The sequence below is a fragment of the Sporolactobacillus putidus genome (assembly GCF_014647035.1).
Classification (GTDB): Bacteria; Bacillota; Bacilli; order Bacillales; family Sporolactobacillaceae; genus Sporolactobacillus; species Sporolactobacillus putidus.
On record NZ_BMOK01000014.1, the window covers coordinates 62274 to 82534 of the forward strand.

Sequence of the window (20261 nt, forward strand, 5' to 3'; positions counted from 1 at the left end):
ACGGTGAAGCTTTAGACCCGTCCCCGGGAAACAGCTTTACATTCGGCTGCTTTCCTTATTCCGTGTGCCTTTTCCAAAACGACTCCGGAATCATTTTTTTCCCAAAGAACTTCTCCATCTCCGGCAGGATCCAATGGTCCAGCTGGTTTTGTTCCCCTTTTTCCACAAGCCGATTGACCAGAACATCGTGCCAGATATAATCTTCAAGCAGAAAAATATGAACCGAATCATCCGTGTAAAACGCATTTTCATCTTTTTCGGCGGCGTGACCATATAAAAGCTTCTTGCTGTCGGCGGAAAGAATAAACCACTTATTTGATGCAAGGCTCGACATATAGTCATTTTTCCTGTGAACAATGAGGCCCGATATTGGATCATCGATTTCAAACGCAATTCCTCGAATACGGCAGTCGCTTTTTGCCTTTTCTTCTAGAATGGGAAGCAACTGATGATACATAGGATTCCAGATAGAAAGTAATATTTGTTGTTCTGCTTGGCTAATCAACGTTTTGCAGTAGGAAAGGATACTGCCGGATCCCCTGACTGTAGAGACATAGTTCTCCGGCTTAGCGCTTTGGGTCTCTAAAGATTTTAATTCTGTTTCCATGGTTTTATAAGAGATACTCCATTTTTGTTTTTGCCGCTCTAAGAAAACTTCTATGGGAATCGAGCGATAAATTTTTGTTCCATCATTCATGGCCTCTCTCATCGCTAATCCCTTATCAACAAGAGTATCCAAAGTATCATAAACTCTCGCTCTGGGGATACCCGAAATTTTGCTGATTTGAAAAGGGGTATTGGAACCGGCACTGACAAGTGCGATAAATGCTTTGGATTCATATTGAGTCAAACCGACGAGTTGCAATGTTTCCAATAAATTCATTGATCGATTCCTCCAAACATTAAGGTATCCTAAATCATGTTAACAAACGCGCATGGTAAATTGCGAGAGCAATCACTGAAGGAGTAGAAAAAAATTTCCCTTTGGATAGAAACTTACCTTGTTTCATTGAACCATTTTTAAAACGGTGTTATTCTTTCAATAGTGTAGTTACTACTGAAATAGTAACACAAAATATTGGAGGGATAAATACCATGCAGGAAAATGCAGTTAATTTGGTTTATGAAAAAATTAAAAAGCTGCTGCAGTCAAAAGGGATTTCGTATAAAGAAATTTTTCATTCACCTGAAGGAAAAACTGCTAACGTCAGCAAGCTTCGGGGAAATCGTTTGTCACAGGCAGCCAAAGCCATGGTCGTACAGATTAAGTTAACGAACTCTAACAGGTTCTATGTTCTTGCCGTCATTCCGGGAGACCGAAAACTGGACTTTGATAAAATCAAAAGACTATTTAACGCGAAATCCGTACATCTGGCTTCTGCTGATAAAAGCGCAGCAGCTGACGAATTGTCAAATGGGCAGTGTCCCGCCGTTTTCCTTTCATGAGGCATTACAGGTCATCGTTGATTCTCATCTGAAAGAAAATACGGAAGTCTTCTTCAACGCTGGAAGGCTGGACCGATCCATCATGTTAAATGGCGAAGAGTACTTTGAATTGTTGCACCCGATAATTGAAGAGATCACTGCCGCCGATCAATCTCAGAATCAAAAAAAGGAAAAATAAATATGACATTAAATGTCGTTCAGACATTAGCATTAACTTTCAGAGGTTTTCTGGCCGGCGCTGTACTGCCAACTCCTGTTAGATCTCATTTGGATTGTGAAAAACGGGCGGATTTTTCTTTATTCAGCGCTAATCGAAGCCATTTCCACACTTTATTGTGAAAAAATGGACTGAAAAAGCCGGCTTCTGTGTGTTCATAGGAGTTCGCGGTCGGACAATCGACAGTAAAGAGCAGAGAATCGACAGTAACTGTTTGAGAATCATCAGTAAATGATAGAGAATCATCAGTAACGCTCAAAGAATCAACAGTAAAAGATCAGGAATCGATAAGTGCGAATAATCAGAACATTGTTCGAGCTTTTAAGTTGGCACTGACCGCTCAATTTCGGCGGAAGGGTGTCGCTGTCCGCTCTATGCTTCATCTATTGCCTAAGCGGATTATAACAAGGAAGTCTTTGAATATAAGAGGTGATATTATAGAACAAAGCTATTTTAAAAGAACATAAATTTTTGCTTATATATCGGGAAATTACTTTCCTATCAGATATTCTGATTGATTTGATTAAAATAATCACCTTTTATAATCTTTTTGTCTATTTTATAATAAGAACAACAGAAAATCCTTGGATTCGCTCTACCCCATTTTCTTATTTTAGTCAGTCGATCAGCAAAGCGGACACATGTAGTTGGACGGAAAGTCTGAAAAGTTCCTGCTTTTCAGTTAGATCTGTAGTATAATGTTTTTACTTTCATAAAGAGGGTGAGAAATGTGAATGACAAACTTAAGGTTGGAATTCTTGGGGGAACGGGATTTGTCGGACAGAGATTTATCACCCTGCTCGAAAACCATCCTTTTTTTGAAGTGGCAGCCATAGCGGCAAGTCCGAGGTCGGCCGGCAAGACTTATGAAGAAGCGGTTAAGAATCGATGGAAACTTAATGTTCCCATTCCGGATTCAGTGAAAGATATTCAGGTGAAAAATGTACATGAAGTACATGAAATCAGCAATGAAGTAGATTTTGTGTTTTGTGCAGTCGATATGCCAAAGGCTGAAATAAAGGAACTGGAAGAAAATTATGCGAAAGCGGAAGTTCCTGTTATCTCGAATAACTCTGCTCATCGGATGAGTCCGGATGTCCCTATGGTTATTCCGGAAATCAACAGTGATCATTTAAAAATCATTGAAAGTCAGAAAAAACGTCTGGGCACGAAATATGGTTTTATAGCCGTAAAACCAAACTGCTCAATCCAGAGTTATGTCCCGCCATTGCACGCATTGAAAGAGTTTGAGCCTGAAAATGTGGTTGTAAGCACCTATCAAGCCATTTCAGGTGCCGGAAAAACGTTCAGAGACTGGCCGGAAATGAGCGATAATGTCATTCCTTTTATCAGCGGTGAAGAAGAGAAAAGCGAAAAGGAGCCTCTGAAAATATGGGGAGAAATTCAAGGCGACGGCATTGTGAATGCGTCTTCTCCCAATATTAGCACTCAATGTATCCGGGTCCCGGTTTCAGATGGCCATCTGGCTACGGTATTTGTCACTTTTAAATACAAACCATCGAAGGAACAGATCCTTGAACGGTGGGCTTCATATAGTGGAAAACCGCAAGAACTGGGACTGCCTAGTGCACCCAAGCAGTTCTTGAAATACATGACCGAAGATGACCGGCCTCAGACAAATCTTGACAGAGATTATGAAAAGGGCATGGGGATCACGATCGGCAGACTGAGAGAAGACACGATATTTGACTATAAATTCGTTTGCCTTTCCCATAACACCTTAAGAGGGGCGGCCGGTGGGGGATTGCTCACGGCAGAATTGCTTAAAACCGAAGGATATCTTGTTTCCAGGGAAATAAAGAAAGCCGGACTGTCGGCAAGTCTCTAAACACAGGCCTGATCAATAAAAGTTGTTCAAAAAGGAAGGTTATATTACCTTCCTTTTTTGGTCTGTCTGATTTCTAATCAGAATGTTATTCTCAGGCAGTGCGGCACCAAACTGTTTGCATTCCTGGTGGCAAGCAAGTCTGACAGTTGAGATAAACTTATCACAAAAAAGGGGTAACAAAATTAAGCTGATCATTTTCGACTGAATTTGATGGATAACAGGTGAAGGGCAAAATGTCCGATCGCGACATAACCCGATAAATCGTTATGAGGAGAGATATTAATGACAGCAGAACAGTTAAAAAAACAACGGCAAGCCTACAACAATAAATTAATCGAAGCTGATTCTTTTTTTAAAGAATTTAGTGCTTTAGATGAAAAAGCTTACTCTGAAGGAGCAATAAGCAAAAAGAACAAAGAGTTAATGGGCTTAGCCATTTCGGTGGTTACTCGTTGTAATGAGTGTATTCTTTATCATCTGGAAACTTCCATGAATGCAGAAGCCACTTTAGATGAAATCATGGAAGCAATAAAAATCGGTGTTATTGGCGGAGGTTCTATTACTTATCCAAATGCGAGATTTGCGTTGAAAATGATTGAAGAATTGATAAAAGAGAAATAGAGAATGAGTGGTTTAATCATAGAGTTTTTAATGACTTTTTGAGGCTGGCCCCAAAAGTTGAATGATTTTGGAAAATGAGATACGATGAATTATAGATAACGTTTATCTGCGATTGAAGAGGGGGGAAAACTTATTTGAACTTCAGTATAGGAGTTGAATACGCTCTTCATTGCCTCGTATATCTTGTGGATGTTCCGTTTGGAAAGTCTATTGGTATTAAAGATCTGGCAAAATATCAGGGCGTTTCTGAAACCTATCTTTCCAAGATTTTTACCAAATTAAAAAAAGCAGGGATAGTCAGCTCTACTCCTGGTGTTAAAGGGGGGTACGAACTCTCACGAAAGCCGGAGATGATTAATTTTTGGGAAGTTGTTAGAGCTATAGAAGGGGATATAGACTTCTTTCAATGCAAAGAAATTCGGCAACGATGCATTTTATATCAGGGGGAGGCAGTTCCGGATTGGGTAACGCAAAACTCATGTATTATAAAATGTGTCATGTCGGAAGCGGAACAGAAAATGCAGGATTTCCTGCAAAGCAAGTCACTTCTATGGCTATATGAAATGCTTAACGATAAAATGTCGGAAGTTCAACAACGGGCAAAAAGAGATTGGTTTAAGAATGCATTATCTGATCATTAATTTTTTTGCCTTTAATTAAAGATAATTGCAATCTATAATATCTGCTTTAATACAGTGAAAGGAGAACGATCATGAAGACAGTTTGGAAAAGCAGATTTAAGCTTTTTATCGGTTGGATGACTTTATTTGTCATCGGGACAGATTTATTTGTCGTGTCACCATTATTGCCGCTAATCGCTAAAAATTTTCACATATCTTCTGTACAAGCCGGATGGCTGGTTACAGTATTTTCAATGGCGTATGTTATTGGAGCTCCAGTACTGGGGACCTTATCAGATCGCGTAATACGTAAAAAGCTTATCTTCGCAGGTCTGGTTTGTTTTGCGATCTCTAATATTCTTACCGGTCTATCTCCTTCTTTCTTATGGCTGGTTATCAGCCGTATGCTAGCCGGTTTATCGGCTGCAGCGGTCACCCCCTCCACTTATGCAATTACTGGGGATGAGGCAACAGAGAATCGACGTGGAGCATGGCTTTCAATTGTCGGGTCTGGGCTGCTAACCGCGTTATGGGCTGGTGCCCCGATTGGGCTATTTATAGGAACTTCTTACGGATGGAAAACCGTATTCATTATTTTATCTGTAATAAGTATGATGACGGCTTTTCTTAATTTAATCGCTTGGTCAAAGATTACAAAAAAACTTACTGCAAAACAAGCAAAGAAAAAGACATCGTATGCAAATCTAGCTACTTTGCTGGCTGCAACACGTTCGACGGTGCTCTGGGGAGTTGCTGTCTATGGACTGTACACATACCTGGGGACAGGTTTACAGTCATTTGCTTATCCTTCTGCAAAAATAGAAGCAGCAATCGCTGTTTATGGAATCGGTGCTGTACTGGGCGGTATAAATGGCGGAACCTTAGCTGATAAATTCGGGGCGAAAAAGGTAGACACCGTCAGCTTAATCTGCATTGGGCTGTCGCTTATTTTTATTTCTATCTCTCTATCGTTTACATACTTATTATTTTCGGCCTTAGTTCTATTTGCTTTCCTTGGTTATGCTTTTTTCCCGGCCCATCAAACACGACTGGTACAAAATTATCCCGATCAACGAGGTACGTTTATGGCCTGGAACAATAGTGCCTTATATATCGGAATTGCTCTTGGATCGATTATGGGCGGCTGGGTGATGTCAGAGTGGGACTTTAGAATTTTACCGTTAGTATGTGCTGGAATTGCTTTTTTCGGGTCGGCATTATCTACTCTAAGTTTGAAAAAGATATAAGTGCCAAAGTAGAATCCGCATAGGAATTGGCTAATTAATGACATTTGAAGTTTTTTTAGCTAATCTGAGCGATTCACATTTTCTCTTATAAACAAATCATCTACGGATGTGTTCAGGACATCACTTAAATTAAAGGCCAATTTCAGTGACGGATTGTACTTATTGTTTTCTATAGCATTGATGGTCTGCCGGGACACGTGGCACTTTTTCGCCAGTTCCTCCTGAGACATTTTTAAGAGGACTCTATATTTATAAATATTGTTTTCCAAGTTGCTGCTCCATTCAGTGATTTTTATTTTTTGCGCTCATTTTTATATTGTTATATATGAAAAATCCAAAATAGGTGACCAAAGCCATGACGAAATAAAATTCGGGCATCAAACTGAAGTGATTATGAATTTAATTATCGGAGGTGTGCCCGGTGGTAATATCGGCATGGCCTCCGGTCTCGCAAATATGGCACGTACGCTTGGCAGCATTGTCGGCGTCGCTCTAATTGTTGCCGTTCTCACCGGCAGCATACAAGGATCACTTGACCAGCTGAAACATGATACCATGAAAAAAGTCGATTATGACACCGTCCTCTTGCCGTCAATAAAAGGCGCCATAAAATCGAAAATCGGGACCATTAAAACGAACGCTTCAACGGCCGGATCGGTATCTTCGAACACTTCATTGTTGCGCAGCGAAATGAATAGGAAAATCACTTCGGCACGTGACGAAGGGCTGGTACAATTAAATCGGGAAATTAACCGGCAGGCCGCTCTGAAATGGGCGGCGATCGATCAAACGTTCAAGCTCCAGCGACAAGCGCTGCAGCGCCTGCCCGATTCCCCGAAGCGCTCCACCCTGCTTACACAGCTGAATGCCAAGGAACAGGAAGCTGCACAGGCATTCATTCAACAGAAAACAGCGATGAAACAACTCGCTGTGAATTCATTAAATACAAAACTTAGTCAACAGCGTCGTGAGCTTTTGCATCTTATTGACTGGGTACAGGATCAAACGAACAAAAACACTGAGCATGCCTTCAGCGCCGCTTTTAACACAGTTGCCGGTATCACATTTACAGTGCTCCTCTTCTGCCCATTTCTAAAACGGTGGCGGTCCGAAAAAACGGTTGAATCGGCCAATAGCGATAAAGTAATCTAAAAATATCAGTGGTTATAATTAATAATTGCTGGAATTTTCAAATGGGGGCAAGCAAATGTTATTTTTGGGGGGCTGGTTGCTTATGAAAAGACTATTATATTTGGTTATTGGTATTATTCTACCCATATTAGGATATTTGTCGCACAAGTTATATCATCTCGATTCGGGAATTTCAATGGTCTTAGGTTTTGTTGGAGGTATATTAGTTGCATCTTTTTCTATTGAAGGCTTTAAGTGTAGAATAAAGAATAAATGAATTTCTCAAGAAGGCTTACCCCAACAATTCGTGGATTGCTAGAACTTAGTAAAAAAGAATTTTTTTCTCCCAAATAACTTTTGTGTTTTGAGCGATCTTTTTTATAAACAATTCAGTTTTTTTTGAAAAAAGGTGCAGCTTATTAGACCGCGCAACTACAAAGCTTCTAAAAAACAACCTTTATGAGGTGATTGTAATGAGCTGGCTTTTTTTAGCTTTGGCAATTTTGTTTGAAGTCTGTGGCACTTTGCTGATGAAGGTGTCAAACGGATTATCACATATCTCATATGCAGTAATCATGTTCGTTTGTTACGTTATCAGTCTAACCATGCTGTCACTTGCTCTTAAAAGTATAGAAATCGGTACAGCTTATGCTATCTGGTCGGGAGTAGGCATTGTTTTAATTGTGACCATTGGCGTTTTGTTTTTTAAAGAGCCCCTATCGTTGCAGAAGATTATTTTCATCGGTTTAATTGTGATTGGCGCAATCGGATTGAATCTGTTTGGCGAAGCACATTGAATTAATAAAGAACGCTTACTACATAGCATGTGTTTGCACTATTAGTTTACTCATATAAAAATAAGTAATTTGAAAACACCTCATAAAAATGAAGGGAGGGACACACAATTTACGCTATTAGATAAGATAATTGGACAAGGCATGACAGCTGAAATTTTTGATATTGGTAACAATAGGGTTGTAAAATTATTTTATAAAACCATTCCGCAATATTTGATTGAACATGAGTACAATATCAGTAAAATGCTTTCTCAAGAAGGTTTCCCTGTTGCAAATGTTTATGATTTTATAGAGTATGAAGGTCGCAAGGGAATTATCTATGAAAAGATTGAAGGAGAATCTCTGTTAAAGAGAATAGTTAAAAAGCCTTGGACTGTACGCCGAGTCGGACGAATAATGGCGGATATCCATTTGAAAATCCACAGAAATACTGATTTCAATCTGCAATCAATAAAAGAAAATTTAAGTGAACGTATTTTACACGTCAATCAATTAGATGATGATACAAAAAAGCTATTGTCAGAATTTATCCGCTGTCTTCCAGACGGTGAGGTTCTATGTCATGGAGACTTTCATCCTGATAATATTATTCTATAAAAAGAAAAAGTGTTTGTTATTGATTGGATGACAGCTACCAAAGGAGATCCTCTTGCTGATGTAAACAGGACAGCATTAATTTTAAAGATATACCGAAGGAAATCCATTCCTTCGATTATAAAAGTATTGATGAAATTTCTGAGGAACCAAATGAGAAGTGCTTACCTTAAACGTTACATTCAAAAAGCAAACTGCTCGGTCAGTGATATACAGCAGTGGGAAGTGCCCGTGGCAGTGGCACGTTTAATCGAGGAATTGTCTATCTCAGAAAAAGAGTCCATTGTAGGTCTCATTAGAGCAAAACAAAGCTATACAAAAAAGGTGGTAGCATCGAATCTGAAATAAGCAAATTAATTAATTCGCTGTATGTCTTTACTAAGTAACAAAGAGTTCACTTTATTATGACTTTTAAACGACTTTACTTGTCAATTAGCTATCTTCTCGGTCTGCAGCCGAATGAATGGTTTGCGGCATTTGGCTGATTAGAAAGACAAAGAGTATGGCCAAGAGGGACAGGCTCCCGTAACTAAACCAGGCGAATGAAAACAGATGATGGGTCTGAACGAAACCGAAGAAAAGTCCGCCTAATAAATTGCCTGAAGCAGCTCCGGCCGCCCATCCGAGATCGACAAAACCGTAGCAGGTGCTGAGTCTGTCTTCGGGGGCCATTTCGGAAACCAAATTGTCGATCGTTGGAAAGATGAGCACCTCGCTTGTACTGAAGAGCAGGACGAAAAGAAATATGGACACTAAATAGGGAACCAGTCCAAGAATAAAATAAGCGGCACTCATCGAAAGAAACCCGGAGAGTAAGGCGATCCGGCCTGAGAATTTCTGGAAAACAAATTTTGCGATTGCGTATTGAAGAAAAGTCACAAATAATCCGTTCATCGTAAATAATAACCCGGTCAGCGAGGGCTTTTGAAAGAAGTCTTGCATGTACAGAGGGATAACCAGATTGAACTGGCTGTACACGAACCAGAAAGTCGCGTTCATCAGCGCAAGAATCAGGATGGCGTGATCCTGAAGTACGAAACGGAACAAGTCTATGACAGGAGTTTTCTGCTTAGCGGTGATGTCGTCAGGACCGGCAAATTGAATCAGCAGCAAAAAGATTAAATGAGCTAGGGATGTCAGAATAAATACCCATAAAATGGAGTACTGGTAGAGTAGTCCGCCCAGTATCGGACCGAGTGATGAGCCGATGTTGATAACCGTGTTGCGTAGGGCGAAGACTTCCGGCTTAAAGTCTCCAGCCAGTTTGGCAATGGTCGCCATCAGACCGGGAGCGAATAGGGCGCCACCAAGGCCGACGAATGCCGAGGCCAGAAAGATCAAAAAGATGTGGCTGGCGAAGCTATAAATAATGTAACCGAGCAGCCGTACCGACAGGCCGATGATCAATAGTTTTCTTTCCCCAAACCGATCGTTCAGTATCCCTCCGAAAAAAGTCAATCCGCGCTGACAGAGGATGTTTACCATCAGCACAACTCCGATCATGCCTGTTGACAGCTTCATGCTGCTCAGATACAGGCTCAAAAAAGGCAGAATCATGAATGAACCGGTGTTGGTGATCAGCAAGCCAAATAGAATCAGTGCAAGTCTTGGGTTTATCCACTTAACTATTTTCATGTCTCAGTTTCCTCTCGCAATTTCGCCTGTGACGTTCTTCAAAGGTTAACTTCATCTTAATCGATTGACTTCTATTTGATAAACGAATAATTTTAATAGTATTAATGAAAAAAACAAATAGAAAGAAGAACCGGTTATGGATCAGGAACAATTGGAAACTTTCCTGACGCTTGCGGAAACGTCCAGCTTCACCAAGACCTCGGAGATACTGAATGTTGTTCAATCGACGATCACCGCAAGAATCAAAGCACTGGAAACTCAACTAGGCGGAAAGTTATTTGAACGGGGTACCCGCTTTGTCTGCTTGACGCCTGACGGCTACGTTTTTCTCTCACATGCTGGAAAAATAGTCAGTCAGATGAAACAGGCTGAAACGGATCTGTGGATCAGGGGAAAGGCCGACTATTGGATTGTGATCGGCGGACTGAATACGATCTGGGACAGTTCAATCTATCATTTAGTGGAAAAACTGTGCGAGACGGGTAAAGTATCGGTCCGGACAGTGACCGATCACTCATCACATTTAATTAACCGTCTTCAGGAGGGATCCATTGATGCCGCGTTTGTCTTCATCCCGCCGCGTTCATCCTTTTTCAAAAAAATCCCTTTCCAAAATGAACGTATCCTCCTAGTCGGAAGACGCGCGTGTTACAAGACCATTCAGACCCTGTCACAAGAGGAAGTGCTTCGGAACGGCAGGCTGCTGTACCAGAATTGGGGTGTTGCCTACGACGAATGGTTTAAAAGTGAATTCGGAGAATATGCGGTAACAGCGGTTCGGGTTGACCATTCTGGCCTGGCCTTAAGATTAATCACAAATCTGGATTATCTTGGATTTATGCCGGAAAGTGTCGCCCGGGAATGGATTAAGAACGGTATACTTAAATCTATAGAGTATTCTTCTAAAACAGCTCCTCCGAATATGACGGTTTACCTGACCTATCTGAAAAGTAGGGAAAAGGAACATCGCCTTGCATCATTTTTAGCGTTTGTACGAAAAAACCGGAAGCATAATCGTAACATTGATGATGAAAATTAAAATTCGTTCTTTATAAGTCAGGCACGGTTGATACCTGTCATTTACTCGCCTGAGTTTTTCTTAGAATAATAGAAGGAGGCGTTCGCGTGTATCTGGCTTCGGAAAGATTGCTCTTTCGCCCGTATGATGATCACGATTTTGCGTTCTTGCATTCATTGCTTTCTGATCCTGAAGAAGTCCGCTTTATTAGCACTGGAAAAACTCGTGATGAAAAGGGAGCCAAACAATTTTTAAATTGGATTTATGGTTCGTATAAATTGGGTTCTGATTTAGGACTCATGGTGTTGGCTAGAAAAAAAGATCATGTAAAAATTGGACATGCCGGTCTCGTACCTCAAACAGTTGATGGGGTCAGAGAAATAGAAATTGGCTATTGGATCGCCCGAGAGCATTGGAATAACGGCTATGCGACCGAGGCGGCCGGGATGCTGCTTCATTACGGACAAACGCACTGCGGCATCAATAGATTCATTGCGCTGATTCAGAACGGAAATACCGCTTCCCAAAAAGTAGCTGAGAAAATCGGCATGAAATGTGAAAAAGAAATCACACTCACGGGGAAAAGGGTCAGTGTCTATTCAATAGAAAGCAAACAAAAATAACAGAGTCCATGCTATTCGCGCGGCAGGACGAATTGACGATTGAGTTTAAAGGAGGTCGGTGGGTATGAACAGAAATCTTTTTTATGGTGATTTGATAAAATTATCTGCCCCAAGAGCAGAAGATAGCCAGATTATGGCCAGATGGTATGAAGATGATGAATATCTTCGGAATGTAGACACAGACATTGCGCTTCCCAAGTCGGTCAATCAGTTGGAAGCAGAGGAAAGTAATGATGCCGGAAACATAGAATTCAGATTGAGATCCATTAAAAATGACGAATTAATTGGTTTTGTCGCCATTCATAGTATTGAATGGAATAATCGCACGGGACTTTTAGCGATTGGAATTGGAGAAGCTAAAAATCGACACAAAGGTTACGGAACAGATGCCTTAAAAGTCATTCTCCGCTATGCTTTTCACGAATTGAATCTCCATCGTGTAGGCTTAGATGTGATCGAATACAACACTGGAGCCATTCACGCTTATGAGAAAGCAGGATTTGTGCATGAAGGGAGATTACGAGCCGCTGTCTGCCGTGATGGAAAGTACTTCGACCGTTTAATGATGGGGATTTTACGTTCAGAATGGGCGTCTTACGTTCAAAAAATTGATGGCTGAAGTGGACTGAAGAGGAAATTTTCTTTAATTGTTAAGATTAGGAAATATAAGAGATCTCACAAAAAAATTTTTTGTTTTGTAAATCTTATTATTATCGTGGTTACCAGTCTTGTTTATGCGCAATATTATTCGTTTTATCATTGCCGCTCTTATAACCTGCTTAGTTCTTTATGTAATTGGTGCTCCTTTGAAACGATTGTTTCAAAAAAGAATAAGAAGCTATAATCCTGTAATTCGTGATAACTGCACAATAAAGAATAAAGTATAAGAGCTCCCAAAAGCGAACCTTTCTAAGATTTAAGCATGACGCCTGTAATCTTTTACTCCTTTAGTTTGTCTGCTATTCAATGTCATAACTATTATTCCAAGCAAAATAAAGGCAATCCCCAAAAAGTGATACCAGTAGATCTTTTCGTTCAGAGCGATCCACGACAAAAGTGTTGTACTTATGGTGGATAATGCTGGAAAAGCGGCCGCAGTATTTCCAGAAACACGCTTAATCCCCTGGTTCATTAAATACACAGCGAGCACTGTAACTACTGTTCCTGTATAGAAAGTCTGTATCCATATGAAAAAAGGAATATTCTGCCACTTGGTTGCAAATACGTCAGATATAGCAAAAGGCAAGAAAAGTAATGCACCAAGAACACTTAGAACCATTGAAATTGCTAATGATGGCCAAGAATCCAGAAGTTTTCCAAATAAAAAAAAGACTGCATTACTAATGACTGCAAGTAAAATAAGTACATTACCGAATAATGAGCTGAACGCAACTTTTCCTGTTAAAAGAATACCAGCAATATTTATCGATAGCGTTCCGAATACTATTAGGGTGATACCAAGCTGTTTACCGCGATTCAACTTTTCCTTGAGAATAAACCAGGAGATAAATGCCATCACTGCGGGAGAAGTGCTAAGTATGATACCGCTCTCCAGCGCTGTCGTCTTTTTTAATCCGTATAGGATGCATAGGCTATATAAAAATACGCCAACAAAGGATTGGAGGAGTAGAATTAGGGCATCGCGCAATTTTATTTGGGGTAATTTTTCTCTTTTGGCAAGAAAAACGGGGATGAGAACTAGTGAAGCAATAAGAAGCCTTAATTCTGAGGCTAAAAATACAGGGATGTATTGAAGAATGAACTTGTTGACAACGACAAAGCTGCCGGTGATGATCATTGCAAAAGACATTTGGCTATAAGCCTTAATAGATTTCTTCAAGTTTATCGCCCCTTAAATTAACTGACGTTCGTTAATTATCAATAAATCATTTATAATCCACATCGAGACAATTTGTCAAATATTATTTTGATACTTACAATGACATGTAAGGGGAAAACATTTTGTGGAGGAAAAGAGAATGGCAAAAGCTTCTTCAATTGAAGAAATAAAAAATGCTGCACGGTATTTGTTTGCAGAAAAAGGTTATGAAGCCACCTCATTGTACGATATTGCCCAGAACGTGGGATTGAGAAAACAATCCATATATGCGCACTTTAAAAATAAAGACGACCTATTTATCAGTGTTATTAAAAAAGCGTTTGATGAAGAAACCGAAAATGCAGCTAAAATATTAAAGAATGTGGAGGGTAATGCTGAGAATATTTTAAAAGAGTTCATACTTACTCTTAAAATGAGGTATACCCAAGGAAACAACAGTAACCTTAAAATTGTATTTCGTTGTGCTTATTTGCCCCCGGAGCATTTAAAAGAACAATCGATTCAATACGCTGATAATTTTTTTAGTCAAATAAAATCTCTATTAACGAAGATTTTCGAACGTTCACTCAAAATAAATGTTGATGTAGATACAGCTGTAACGGCATTCATGACAATACTGGATGGATTATTGATTTCTCTGATCTATATTAACGAGAGCCGATTTGATGAGAAATTCAAAAACTCCTGGATTATTTTTTGGAAGGGAATATGCAGTGAATAGAAGTAAATAACTACATGTTTTGATGAATTACTAAGCAGTAAACGTTTTTACCGTACGGCCCGTGCTTAGTGTGAAGCAGAAAGCAAGACGGAAGTCAATGAAGGGGAGTATCATAAAAGCAGGCCGTCATATATTATTTCGTGGTGTTTTTCATACACCCGATTTGGAAGAAGCGGATCATTTTTATCTGGAAAATAATTTACTGATTATACCGCCAGCTCATATCTCAACTGAATTGAACAAACTGATAAAAAACAGGGCCGATTTTCTAATTTATTCGGCTACATTGAATTCGTTTGACATCCGTCTCAACAGAAGGAAGTCTTTTTTTCTCCAAATTATGAAAAAACGGACTGAAAAAGCTGACTTCCATTTATTCCCAGAAGTACACATCCGGACAATCGGCAGTAAAGAGCAGAGAATCGTCAGTAAACGGTGGAGAATCATCAGTAAATGGCAGAGAATCAACAGCAAGACTCAAAGAATCAACAGTTAACAACCTGAAATCAATAAGTGTGAATAATCAGAACTCAGACCAGGCTTGTTAGCTGACACTGACCGCTCGATTTCGGAGGAACAGGCCGATGATCTTTAGTAAGTTAACTCATTATTAAAAATTCAGGACGCATTTTGCTAACTTTGATAGGTTAATCAAACGCTTTTTACCCCTCTTTCAGCAAGATTTTTACTTTTGATAAGATGAAAGGAAGCGCCGGCAGGCTTGACTAAGAGTTACAGCTTATTGCGCCGAAATCCGAATTACCGAAAACTATGGCTGGCGAGCAGCGGCAGTATACTTGGAGATTGGTTCAACCAGGTTGCACTCGGTCAGGTCACGCTGTCTCTGACCCATTCTCCGGCTGCAATGGGCATGGTTCTTTTATGCCGCTCACTGCCGGCTGTCTTGCTAGGTCCCTTTGTGAGTCCGCTTATTGATCGTTATCCGAAAAAAATGATCATGTTCATCAGCGATCTGATAAGAGCCGCGGTGGTCATACTTTTTCCCATGGCTATTCTTGACCATCGGGGTACTTTTTTATATGCCGGAGCTGCCCTTTTGGGGTTGTCCGGAGTTATGTTTGCGCCCGCACAGCAAGCCGCTTTTCCACTCATTGTTTCAAACAAAGATTTAGCGCCCGCGAATGCTTTAAGTTCCGGAACGTATGGCTTTCTGAGTATCCTGGGGGCAGCGGGCGGCGGCATCGTTTCTTCTTTATTGAATCCTGTGGTTAGTTTCCTGATCAATTCTCTGTCTTATGTCTGGTCTGCTTTCTATATTTTTCAGATTCATATGCCAGAAAATACAGACGAAAATAAGAAAAAGGAGACCTATTTTGACTCTCTAAAAGAGGGATTCAAGGAGGCTGCCGGTAATAAAGCGGCCAAAGCGATCATTTTGATCGGCATCAGCTGGGGTCTTGCGGGAGGAGGGTATGCTATTTTGATACCTATCCTGGGAGACATGGGTTATGGAATGGGCGGGTTGGGCATTGGTACGCTATATGCTATAGACGGCCTGGGTGTCTTGCTGGGAGCTTTGTTTGTCCAGAGGTTTATCGGAAGCAATCATAAAAGGGCGAACTGGTGGTACGGGGCCGCCTATTTAACACAGGCTTTTTTCTTTGCACTGCTGGCACAGTCGGCTGTTTTTATTGCCGGGGCTTCCATGCTGCTCTTGATGCGGTTCAGTTCGGGGATTATTATTCCGCTGGACAGTTATCTGATGCAGGTTCATACAAAACCGGAAGTCAGGGGAAGGATCTTTTCATTGCACAATTCCACTTATTCAGGCGTGATGCAGCTCTCTTATGCCAGTATGGGATATCTCTACGAAACGGTCGGCATTCCCGTGATGGGTCTGGTTATAGGTTTCGTCTCTTTTTTATGCGGGTTATCCTGGCTTCTTCAGATGAAAACATTTACGAGTCCTGATTCAATCAGGGATTTTCGTTTGTAATAAAAAGGTTGTAATTATAAAAGGGGTAGTGTCTTATGTTATTTCATTACCATTTCTGGACTCCTCACTTAGAAGAAACGGAGAACTTTTATAAGGAAAATGGTTTTCGCGTGTCACAACGAGTTGGAAGAAATCAGGGGAAATTTCAGACGTTTAATCCTCCGTTGACTTGGGGCGACCTCAGGAACAAAAATGTTCTTTTTCGGATTATCGAAATGAGAAAAGGCGCGGTTAACATTACCTTTGGCTATGGAAACAATATAAAATTCGACCATATCGGTTTTTTTGTACCGGATGCCGATTATCAAACGATCATTGGACAAGCGAAAGAAATGAAGCTGAACGTAAACAGCAACGAGAGAAGAACATTTATCAGCACGCCATATGGATTCCGGATTGAGCTCCAGAAAAACATGGATACTATCGACTCAATAAATAGCCGAACGAAGATCATCAAATTAACGATCATGACGAAGTTGAATGACCTGGAGAATTTTTTATTTCGTTTGTTTGGGAAACCGGTTAACGAAATAAAGCTCATCAATGGAGAAAAAGCGACCATCAAAGAAGCCATGATTCGTAATCTGCAGCTGACAAAGTGTACGGATCCCAACGGCGTCTCTATAAGATCACAATAGATTATGAACAAGTCGCAGAAGCGGTGTAAAACTGGCAGAAAATATCGCCGCTCATCCAAAAATATCGTTTGATAACAAGTTTAGTTTCTTAAACACAAAATCAGATGTCTCAATCCGCATAAATCTATAATATTTCAGAATACTCTCCACTTGATTAAGGCTTGTCTCCGCTTAAAACCTGTTAGTTGATTATCATGAAACGTTAAGTCAATATTAATGATACTGCAGAAAAAAAGTTTACGCTGTTAAAAAAGATATGGGTCACATTAATGAACGATTAGGCTTTCGCCCTGCCTATTGTTCAGGGAAGAGAATATGCTTTAGTAAGCGGATAGGGAAGGGGAAAGGGATGGGAGCAAAAAATGAAACACTGAAGCTTACTACACTATTTTCGGTCGTTCTTGGAAAGATCATGATTGCATTAGGTCTCACGCCTTCGTTGGGTTTACCGAAAGAAACCCAACAATCCCTGTTTTTTTATGGAAGCCTTGTTCAAATCAATGGCGATGCGTTGGATGCAGAGTTTCTTCGCGGGGACAGCCCTGATAAAATCGGGACACAGCTTCAGGCATTTGGATATGTATTAGTCATTTACGCTTTTATCGTTCTTCAGGATCAATATAAGAGATTAAAAGTATTTCAGGTCAATAATTTTATGCAGGTGCTGGCAGGGGTCATTATTTTGTCAGATAGAAATGTGTGGAAGAAAAATTATCTGGCTATTGGAAATATCATAATTATCCTGGGGAATTTTATAATGGCTTTAGGCAGGAACGACAGACTAAGAAGTATAGCTCCATTGGCTTACATCGATCCGCTCGAAACAAGAGGCGGATGGACACAGGCTACAGGAGCAGCAATTATATTCCTTGGCGAAGTTGAGAAAAGTATGAGAAATAAAAAAGTTGAAAAAGGTGTTCAGAAAAACCTGAACTTAGAAAATGATAAGGAAGGAAACAAGCTTAAGCGAACCTCGGTTATTCCTGACAAATCATGCTCTGTAGTTAAGGAAGAAGCACTATTCCATCATACACTCAAAGATTTAATGAAAAAAAGTCCTTTACTGCTCTATAATTAAAGAATTGAACTACTTCGCAGTTGACAGATACTTCACAACAGTTCGAGCGAATGTAGAAAGGTGAACCCAATCAGGAGAAAGTCAAACCAAAACGCGAAAAAGTAGAACCGAAATATTGAAAAGTTGAACCGAAACGGACAAAAGTCGAACCGAAATCCGGCAAAAATCGAACCGAATCCAGCAGAAGTCGAACCGAAATCATGAAAAGTTGAACCGAAATCCATAAAAGTCGAGCCGAAAATGAGCAGTTGAACCGAAACGCGAAAAAGTTGAACCGAAATTCAAATTAAACCAAGCTGAGTCAATGACAAAAAAGTTCATCCATTCATATTTTGTCAGCTCTTTACTTCATTCCTATTGATTTTATGCACAGTAGGTCTTTACTGTGCAACAACATCCTCAGTAAATCACTTTATTTCAATGCGTCATTAAGGTAAAGTACGCATCTTTCATCAATAAACTGTTAATTAACTGAAATACATAACGAACATTCTGATTTTTTCGCTTAATCTATAATGAATTAATGGAAAGAAGAGAAGCAATAATGTCGACTCAAAGAATAGATAAAGAAGCCGTAACTCTCGATATCTGCAATAATCGGTACAAAGCTAAGTAAAATAATTATCATTTATCCAGAGAACAGATCGAATTTTCGGGGATGCCGATTGAGGCCATTGAAGAATGTGAAAAGGATAATGAAAGATTTCCTATTGTTATTCTATATAAGGGGGAGCCGGTAGGCTTTTTTTGTCCTACATGGATGGGAAGGGGTTAAAAAATATAGTCAAAACAGAGATGCTCTGCTCTTCAGGGCCTATTCTATTAATAACGCTTTCCAGGGCAGGGGAATTGCTACGCAATCTTTATTCGTGCTTGATTCATTTGTAAAAAAATACTTTCCCAATAAAAATGAAATAGTTTTAGCCGTAAACCACATAAATTAGAGCCCAACATGTTTATAAAATGGGAAGATTCTCGGACACGGGAATAAGAGCAATGGGAAAACATGGTGAAATGCTTATACTACATAAGTATCTTGTTTAAAATGATTATTCCGTTAACTCATGATCAATCATTGTCTGTGTTGTTGAACTGCCGGTACGCAGGTAATAGAAAAGTTCCACACCGTCTTAAGCCGATAGGGAATCGGCCCAAAGTGTGGAAGAATCATTCAGAACGCAAAGATTATCGGCGGAGGGCGATAAAATCCGCTGAGCGTCGATATAATTTCGTGAAGGGCGATATATTTCGCTGAGCGTCGATAAATTTTTGTGAAGAGCGATAAAATCCGCTGAGCGTCGATAAATTTTTGTGAAGGGCGATAAAATCCGCTGAGCGTCGATATATTTACGTGAAGGGCGATAAAATCCGCTGAGCGTCGATATTTTTTCGCAAAGGGCGATAAAATCTGCTGAGCGTCGATATTTTTTCGCAAAGGGCGATAAAATCCGCTGAGCGTCGATATATTTACGTGAAGGGCGATAAAATCTGCCGAGCGTCGATATAATTTCGTGAAGGGCGATAAAATCCGCTGAGCGTCGATATATTTTCGCGGAGGGCGATATATTTCGCTGAGCGTCGATAAATTTTTGTGAAGAGCGATATAATCTGCTGAGCGTCGATATATTTTCGCGGAGGGCGATATAATCCGCTGAGCGTCGATATATTTTCGCGGAGGGCGATAAAATCTGCTGAGCGTCGATATATTTACGTGAAGGGCGATATAATCTGCCGAGCGTCGATAAATTTTTGTGAAGAGCGATAAAATCTGCTGGGCGTCGATATATTTTTGTGAAGGTCGATATAATCCGCTGAGCGTCGATATAATTTCGTGAAGGGCGATATAATCCGCTGAGCGTCGATATAATTTCGTGAAGGTCGATATAATCCGCTGAGCGTCGATATAATTTCGTGAAGGTCGATATAATCCGCTGAGCGTCGATATAATTTCGTGAAGGGCGATATAATCCGCTGAGCGTCGATATAATTTCGTGAAGGGCGATATAATCCGCTGAGCGTCGATATATTTTCGTGAAGGTCGATATAATCTGCTGAGCGTCGATATAATTTCGTGAAGGGCGATAAAATCTGTTGAACCCCATAGTGGCGAAAAATCGCCCTAAACTTAGGATTTATCGACCTTAGATACATCAAAATCGTTTTTTAGCTTACAAAAGCGGGGTCTAAACCCACCGTCTTTAGACGGTATCCGCTTTTAGCCATATCTTT

Annotated in this window: 21 protein-coding genes; 16 read left to right on the forward strand and 5 right to left on the reverse strand. The window is 40.2% G+C overall.

All coding sequences use genetic code 11. The annotated features are described in order from the left end of the window. Positions 1-55: 55 nt before the first annotated feature. The gene (locus IEX81_RS13765) at positions 56-883 is read right to left on the reverse strand and encodes a TrmB family transcriptional regulator (protein ID WP_188804342.1); all 828 of its coding nucleotides are present in this window, start codon (positions 881-883) and stop codon (positions 56-58) included. Between the two features lie 101 nt (positions 884-984). Between IEX81_RS13765 and IEX81_RS13770 the strand changes: the two genes are divergently transcribed. The 6 genes from IEX81_RS13770 (at position 985) to IEX81_RS13795 (ending at position 6000) form a co-directional block, all read left to right on the forward strand. Next, complete coding sequence (locus tag IEX81_RS13770) at positions 985-1446, forward strand: YbaK/EbsC family protein (RefSeq protein WP_188804344.1); 462 nt, start codon at positions 985-987, stop codon at positions 1444-1446. Next, the gene (locus IEX81_RS16905) at positions 1415-1624 is read left to right on the forward strand and encodes a YbaK/EbsC family protein (RefSeq protein ID WP_188804346.1); all 210 of its coding nucleotides are present in this window, start codon (positions 1415-1417) and stop codon (positions 1622-1624) included. Before IEX81_RS13770 ends, IEX81_RS16905 begins: the two co-directional genes overlap by 32 nt. Before the next feature lie 769 nt (positions 1625-2393). Further along, positions 2394-3512 carry an aspartate-semialdehyde dehydrogenase gene (gene asd, locus IEX81_RS13780; RefSeq protein WP_188804349.1) on the forward strand — a complete coding sequence of 373 codons (1119 nt, stop codon included), beginning with the start codon at positions 2394-2396 and terminating at the stop codon, positions 3510-3512. Between the two features lie 282 nt (positions 3513-3794). Then, positions 3795-4133 (forward strand): carboxymuconolactone decarboxylase family protein, encoded by a 339-nt coding sequence (locus IEX81_RS13785; protein ID WP_188804351.1) that lies wholly within the window; start codon positions 3795-3797, stop codon positions 4131-4133. A 134-nt stretch (positions 4134-4267) separates the two neighbouring features. Further along, positions 4268-4774: an RrF2 family transcriptional regulator gene (locus tag IEX81_RS13790; RefSeq protein ID WP_188804353.1), complete on the forward strand. Its 507-nt coding sequence runs from the start codon at positions 4268-4270 to the stop codon at positions 4772-4774. 71 nt (positions 4775-4845) lie between these two features. After that, on the forward strand, positions 4846-6000 hold the full coding sequence (locus IEX81_RS13795; protein WP_188804355.1) for an MFS transporter: 1155 nt from the start codon (positions 4846-4848) through the stop codon (positions 5998-6000). Between the two features lie 59 nt (positions 6001-6059). Here the strand turns inward: IEX81_RS13795 and IEX81_RS13800 are convergent, their stop codons facing one another. Continuing rightward, on the reverse strand, positions 6060-6269 hold the full coding sequence (locus IEX81_RS13800; protein WP_188804357.1) for a helix-turn-helix transcriptional regulator: 210 nt from the start codon (positions 6267-6269) through the stop codon (positions 6060-6062). Between the two features lie 118 nt (positions 6270-6387). Here IEX81_RS13800 and IEX81_RS13805 point away from each other — a divergent pair, with 118 nt between their 5' ends. From IEX81_RS13805 to IEX81_RS13815, 3 genes are all read left to right on the forward strand, one after another. After that, the gene (locus IEX81_RS13805; RefSeq protein WP_188804359.1) at positions 6388-7152 is read left to right on the forward strand and encodes a hypothetical protein; all 765 of its coding nucleotides are present in this window, start codon (positions 6388-6390) and stop codon (positions 7150-7152) included. A 452-nt stretch (positions 7153-7604) separates the two neighbouring features. Then, complete coding sequence (locus tag IEX81_RS13810) at positions 7605-7928, forward strand: DMT family transporter (protein WP_188804361.1); 324 nt, start codon at positions 7605-7607, stop codon at positions 7926-7928. A 69-nt stretch (positions 7929-7997) separates the two neighbouring features. Continuing rightward, a complete protein-coding gene (locus tag IEX81_RS13815) occupies positions 7998-8525 on the forward strand; it encodes a phosphotransferase family protein (protein WP_188804363.1) in 528 nt (175 codons plus the stop codon). A 429-nt stretch (positions 8526-8954) separates the two neighbouring features. Here the strand turns inward: IEX81_RS13815 and IEX81_RS13820 are convergent, their stop codons facing one another. Beyond that, positions 8955-10157 (reverse strand): MFS transporter, encoded by a 1203-nt coding sequence (locus tag IEX81_RS13820; RefSeq protein WP_188804365.1) that lies wholly within the window; start codon positions 10155-10157, stop codon positions 8955-8957. Between the two features lie 136 nt (positions 10158-10293). On the opposite strand from IEX81_RS13820, the gene IEX81_RS13825 reads away from it, so the two are divergent. The 3 genes from IEX81_RS13825 to IEX81_RS13835 all read left to right on the forward strand — a co-directional run bounded on the left by IEX81_RS13825 (position 10294) and on the right by IEX81_RS13835 (position 12417). Next, positions 10294-11196 carry a LysR family transcriptional regulator gene (locus tag IEX81_RS13825; protein WP_188804367.1) on the forward strand — a complete coding sequence of 301 codons (903 nt, stop codon included), beginning with the start codon at positions 10294-10296 and terminating at the stop codon, positions 11194-11196. Positions 11197-11282: 86 nt separating this feature from the next. Next, positions 11283-11798, forward strand: coding sequence for a GNAT family N-acetyltransferase (locus tag IEX81_RS13830; RefSeq protein WP_188804369.1), 516 nt, complete (start codon positions 11283-11285; stop codon positions 11796-11798). A gap of 64 nt (positions 11799-11862) precedes the next feature. Next, complete coding sequence (locus tag IEX81_RS13835) at positions 11863-12417, forward strand: GNAT family N-acetyltransferase (protein ID WP_188804371.1); 555 nt, start codon at positions 11863-11865, stop codon at positions 12415-12417. 297 nt (positions 12418-12714) lie between these two features. Here IEX81_RS13835 and IEX81_RS13840 read toward each other — a convergent pair whose 3' ends face one another. Next, a complete protein-coding gene (locus IEX81_RS13840; RefSeq protein ID WP_229727624.1) occupies positions 12715-13638 on the reverse strand; it encodes a DMT family transporter in 924 nt (307 codons plus the stop codon). A gap of 139 nt (positions 13639-13777) precedes the next feature. On the opposite strand from IEX81_RS13840, the gene IEX81_RS13845 reads away from it, so the two are divergent. From IEX81_RS13845 to IEX81_RS13860, 4 genes are all read left to right on the forward strand, one after another. Continuing rightward, complete coding sequence (locus IEX81_RS13845; protein ID WP_188804373.1) at positions 13778-14359, forward strand: TetR/AcrR family transcriptional regulator; 582 nt, start codon at positions 13778-13780, stop codon at positions 14357-14359. 721 nt (positions 14360-15080) lie between these two features. Beyond that, positions 15081-16316, forward strand: coding sequence for an MFS transporter (locus IEX81_RS13850; RefSeq protein WP_188804375.1), 1236 nt, complete (start codon positions 15081-15083; stop codon positions 16314-16316). Between the two features lie 35 nt (positions 16317-16351). Then, entirely contained in the window at positions 16352-16954 is a 603-nt protein-coding gene (locus IEX81_RS13855) for a hypothetical protein (protein WP_188804377.1), read from the forward strand. Between the two features lie 349 nt (positions 16955-17303). Next, a complete protein-coding gene (locus IEX81_RS13860; RefSeq protein WP_188804379.1) occupies positions 17304-18032 on the forward strand; it encodes a DUF6944 family repetitive protein in 729 nt (242 codons plus the stop codon). A gap of 1130 nt (positions 18033-19162) precedes the next feature. On the opposite strand, the gene IEX81_RS13865 is transcribed toward IEX81_RS13860, so the two are convergent. Next, the gene (locus tag IEX81_RS13865; protein ID WP_188804381.1) at positions 19163-20134 is read right to left on the reverse strand and encodes a hypothetical protein; all 972 of its coding nucleotides are present in this window, start codon (positions 20132-20134) and stop codon (positions 19163-19165) included. Positions 20135-20261: the final 127 nt, after the last annotated feature.

What these genes read in the sequence shown, in the direction of transcription:
- IEX81_RS13820 (WP_188804365.1), bottom strand. Translation starts at nt 10,157, where the DNA reads ATGAAAATAGTTAAGTGGATAAACCCAAGACTTGCACTGATTCTATTT.
- IEX81_RS13845 (WP_188804373.1), top strand. Translation starts at nt 13,778, where the DNA reads ATGGCAAAAGCTTCTTCAATTGAAGAAATAAAAAATGCTGCACGGTAT.
- IEX81_RS13825 (WP_188804367.1), top strand. Translation starts at nt 10,294, where the DNA reads ATGGATCAGGAACAATTGGAAACTTTCCTGACGCTTGCGGAAACGTCC.
- IEX81_RS13835 (WP_188804371.1), top strand. Translation starts at nt 11,863, where the DNA reads ATGAACAGAAATCTTTTTTATGGTGATTTGATAAAATTATCTGCCCCA.
- IEX81_RS13865 (WP_188804381.1), bottom strand. Translation starts at nt 20,134, where the DNA reads ATGGGGTTCAACAGATTTTATCGCCCTTCACGAAATTATATCGACGCT.
- IEX81_RS13795 (WP_188804355.1), top strand. Translation starts at nt 4,846, where the DNA reads ATGAAGACAGTTTGGAAAAGCAGATTTAAGCTTTTTATCGGTTGGATG.
- IEX81_RS13855 (WP_188804377.1), top strand. Translation starts at nt 16,352, where the DNA reads ATGTTATTTCATTACCATTTCTGGACTCCTCACTTAGAAGAAACGGAG.
- IEX81_RS13785 (WP_188804351.1), top strand. Translation starts at nt 3,795, where the DNA reads ATGACAGCAGAACAGTTAAAAAAACAACGGCAAGCCTACAACAATAAA.
- IEX81_RS16905 (WP_188804346.1), top strand. Translation starts at nt 1,415, where the DNA reads ATGGGCAGTGTCCCGCCGTTTTCCTTTCATGAGGCATTACAGGTCATC.
- IEX81_RS13765 (WP_188804342.1), bottom strand. Translation starts at nt 883, where the DNA reads ATGAATTTATTGGAAACATTGCAACTCGTCGGTTTGACTCAATATGAA.
- IEX81_RS13810 (WP_188804361.1), top strand. Translation starts at nt 7,605, where the DNA reads ATGAGCTGGCTTTTTTTAGCTTTGGCAATTTTGTTTGAAGTCTGTGGC.
- IEX81_RS13860 (WP_188804379.1), top strand. Translation starts at nt 17,304, where the DNA reads ATGGGAGCAAAAAATGAAACACTGAAGCTTACTACACTATTTTCGGTC.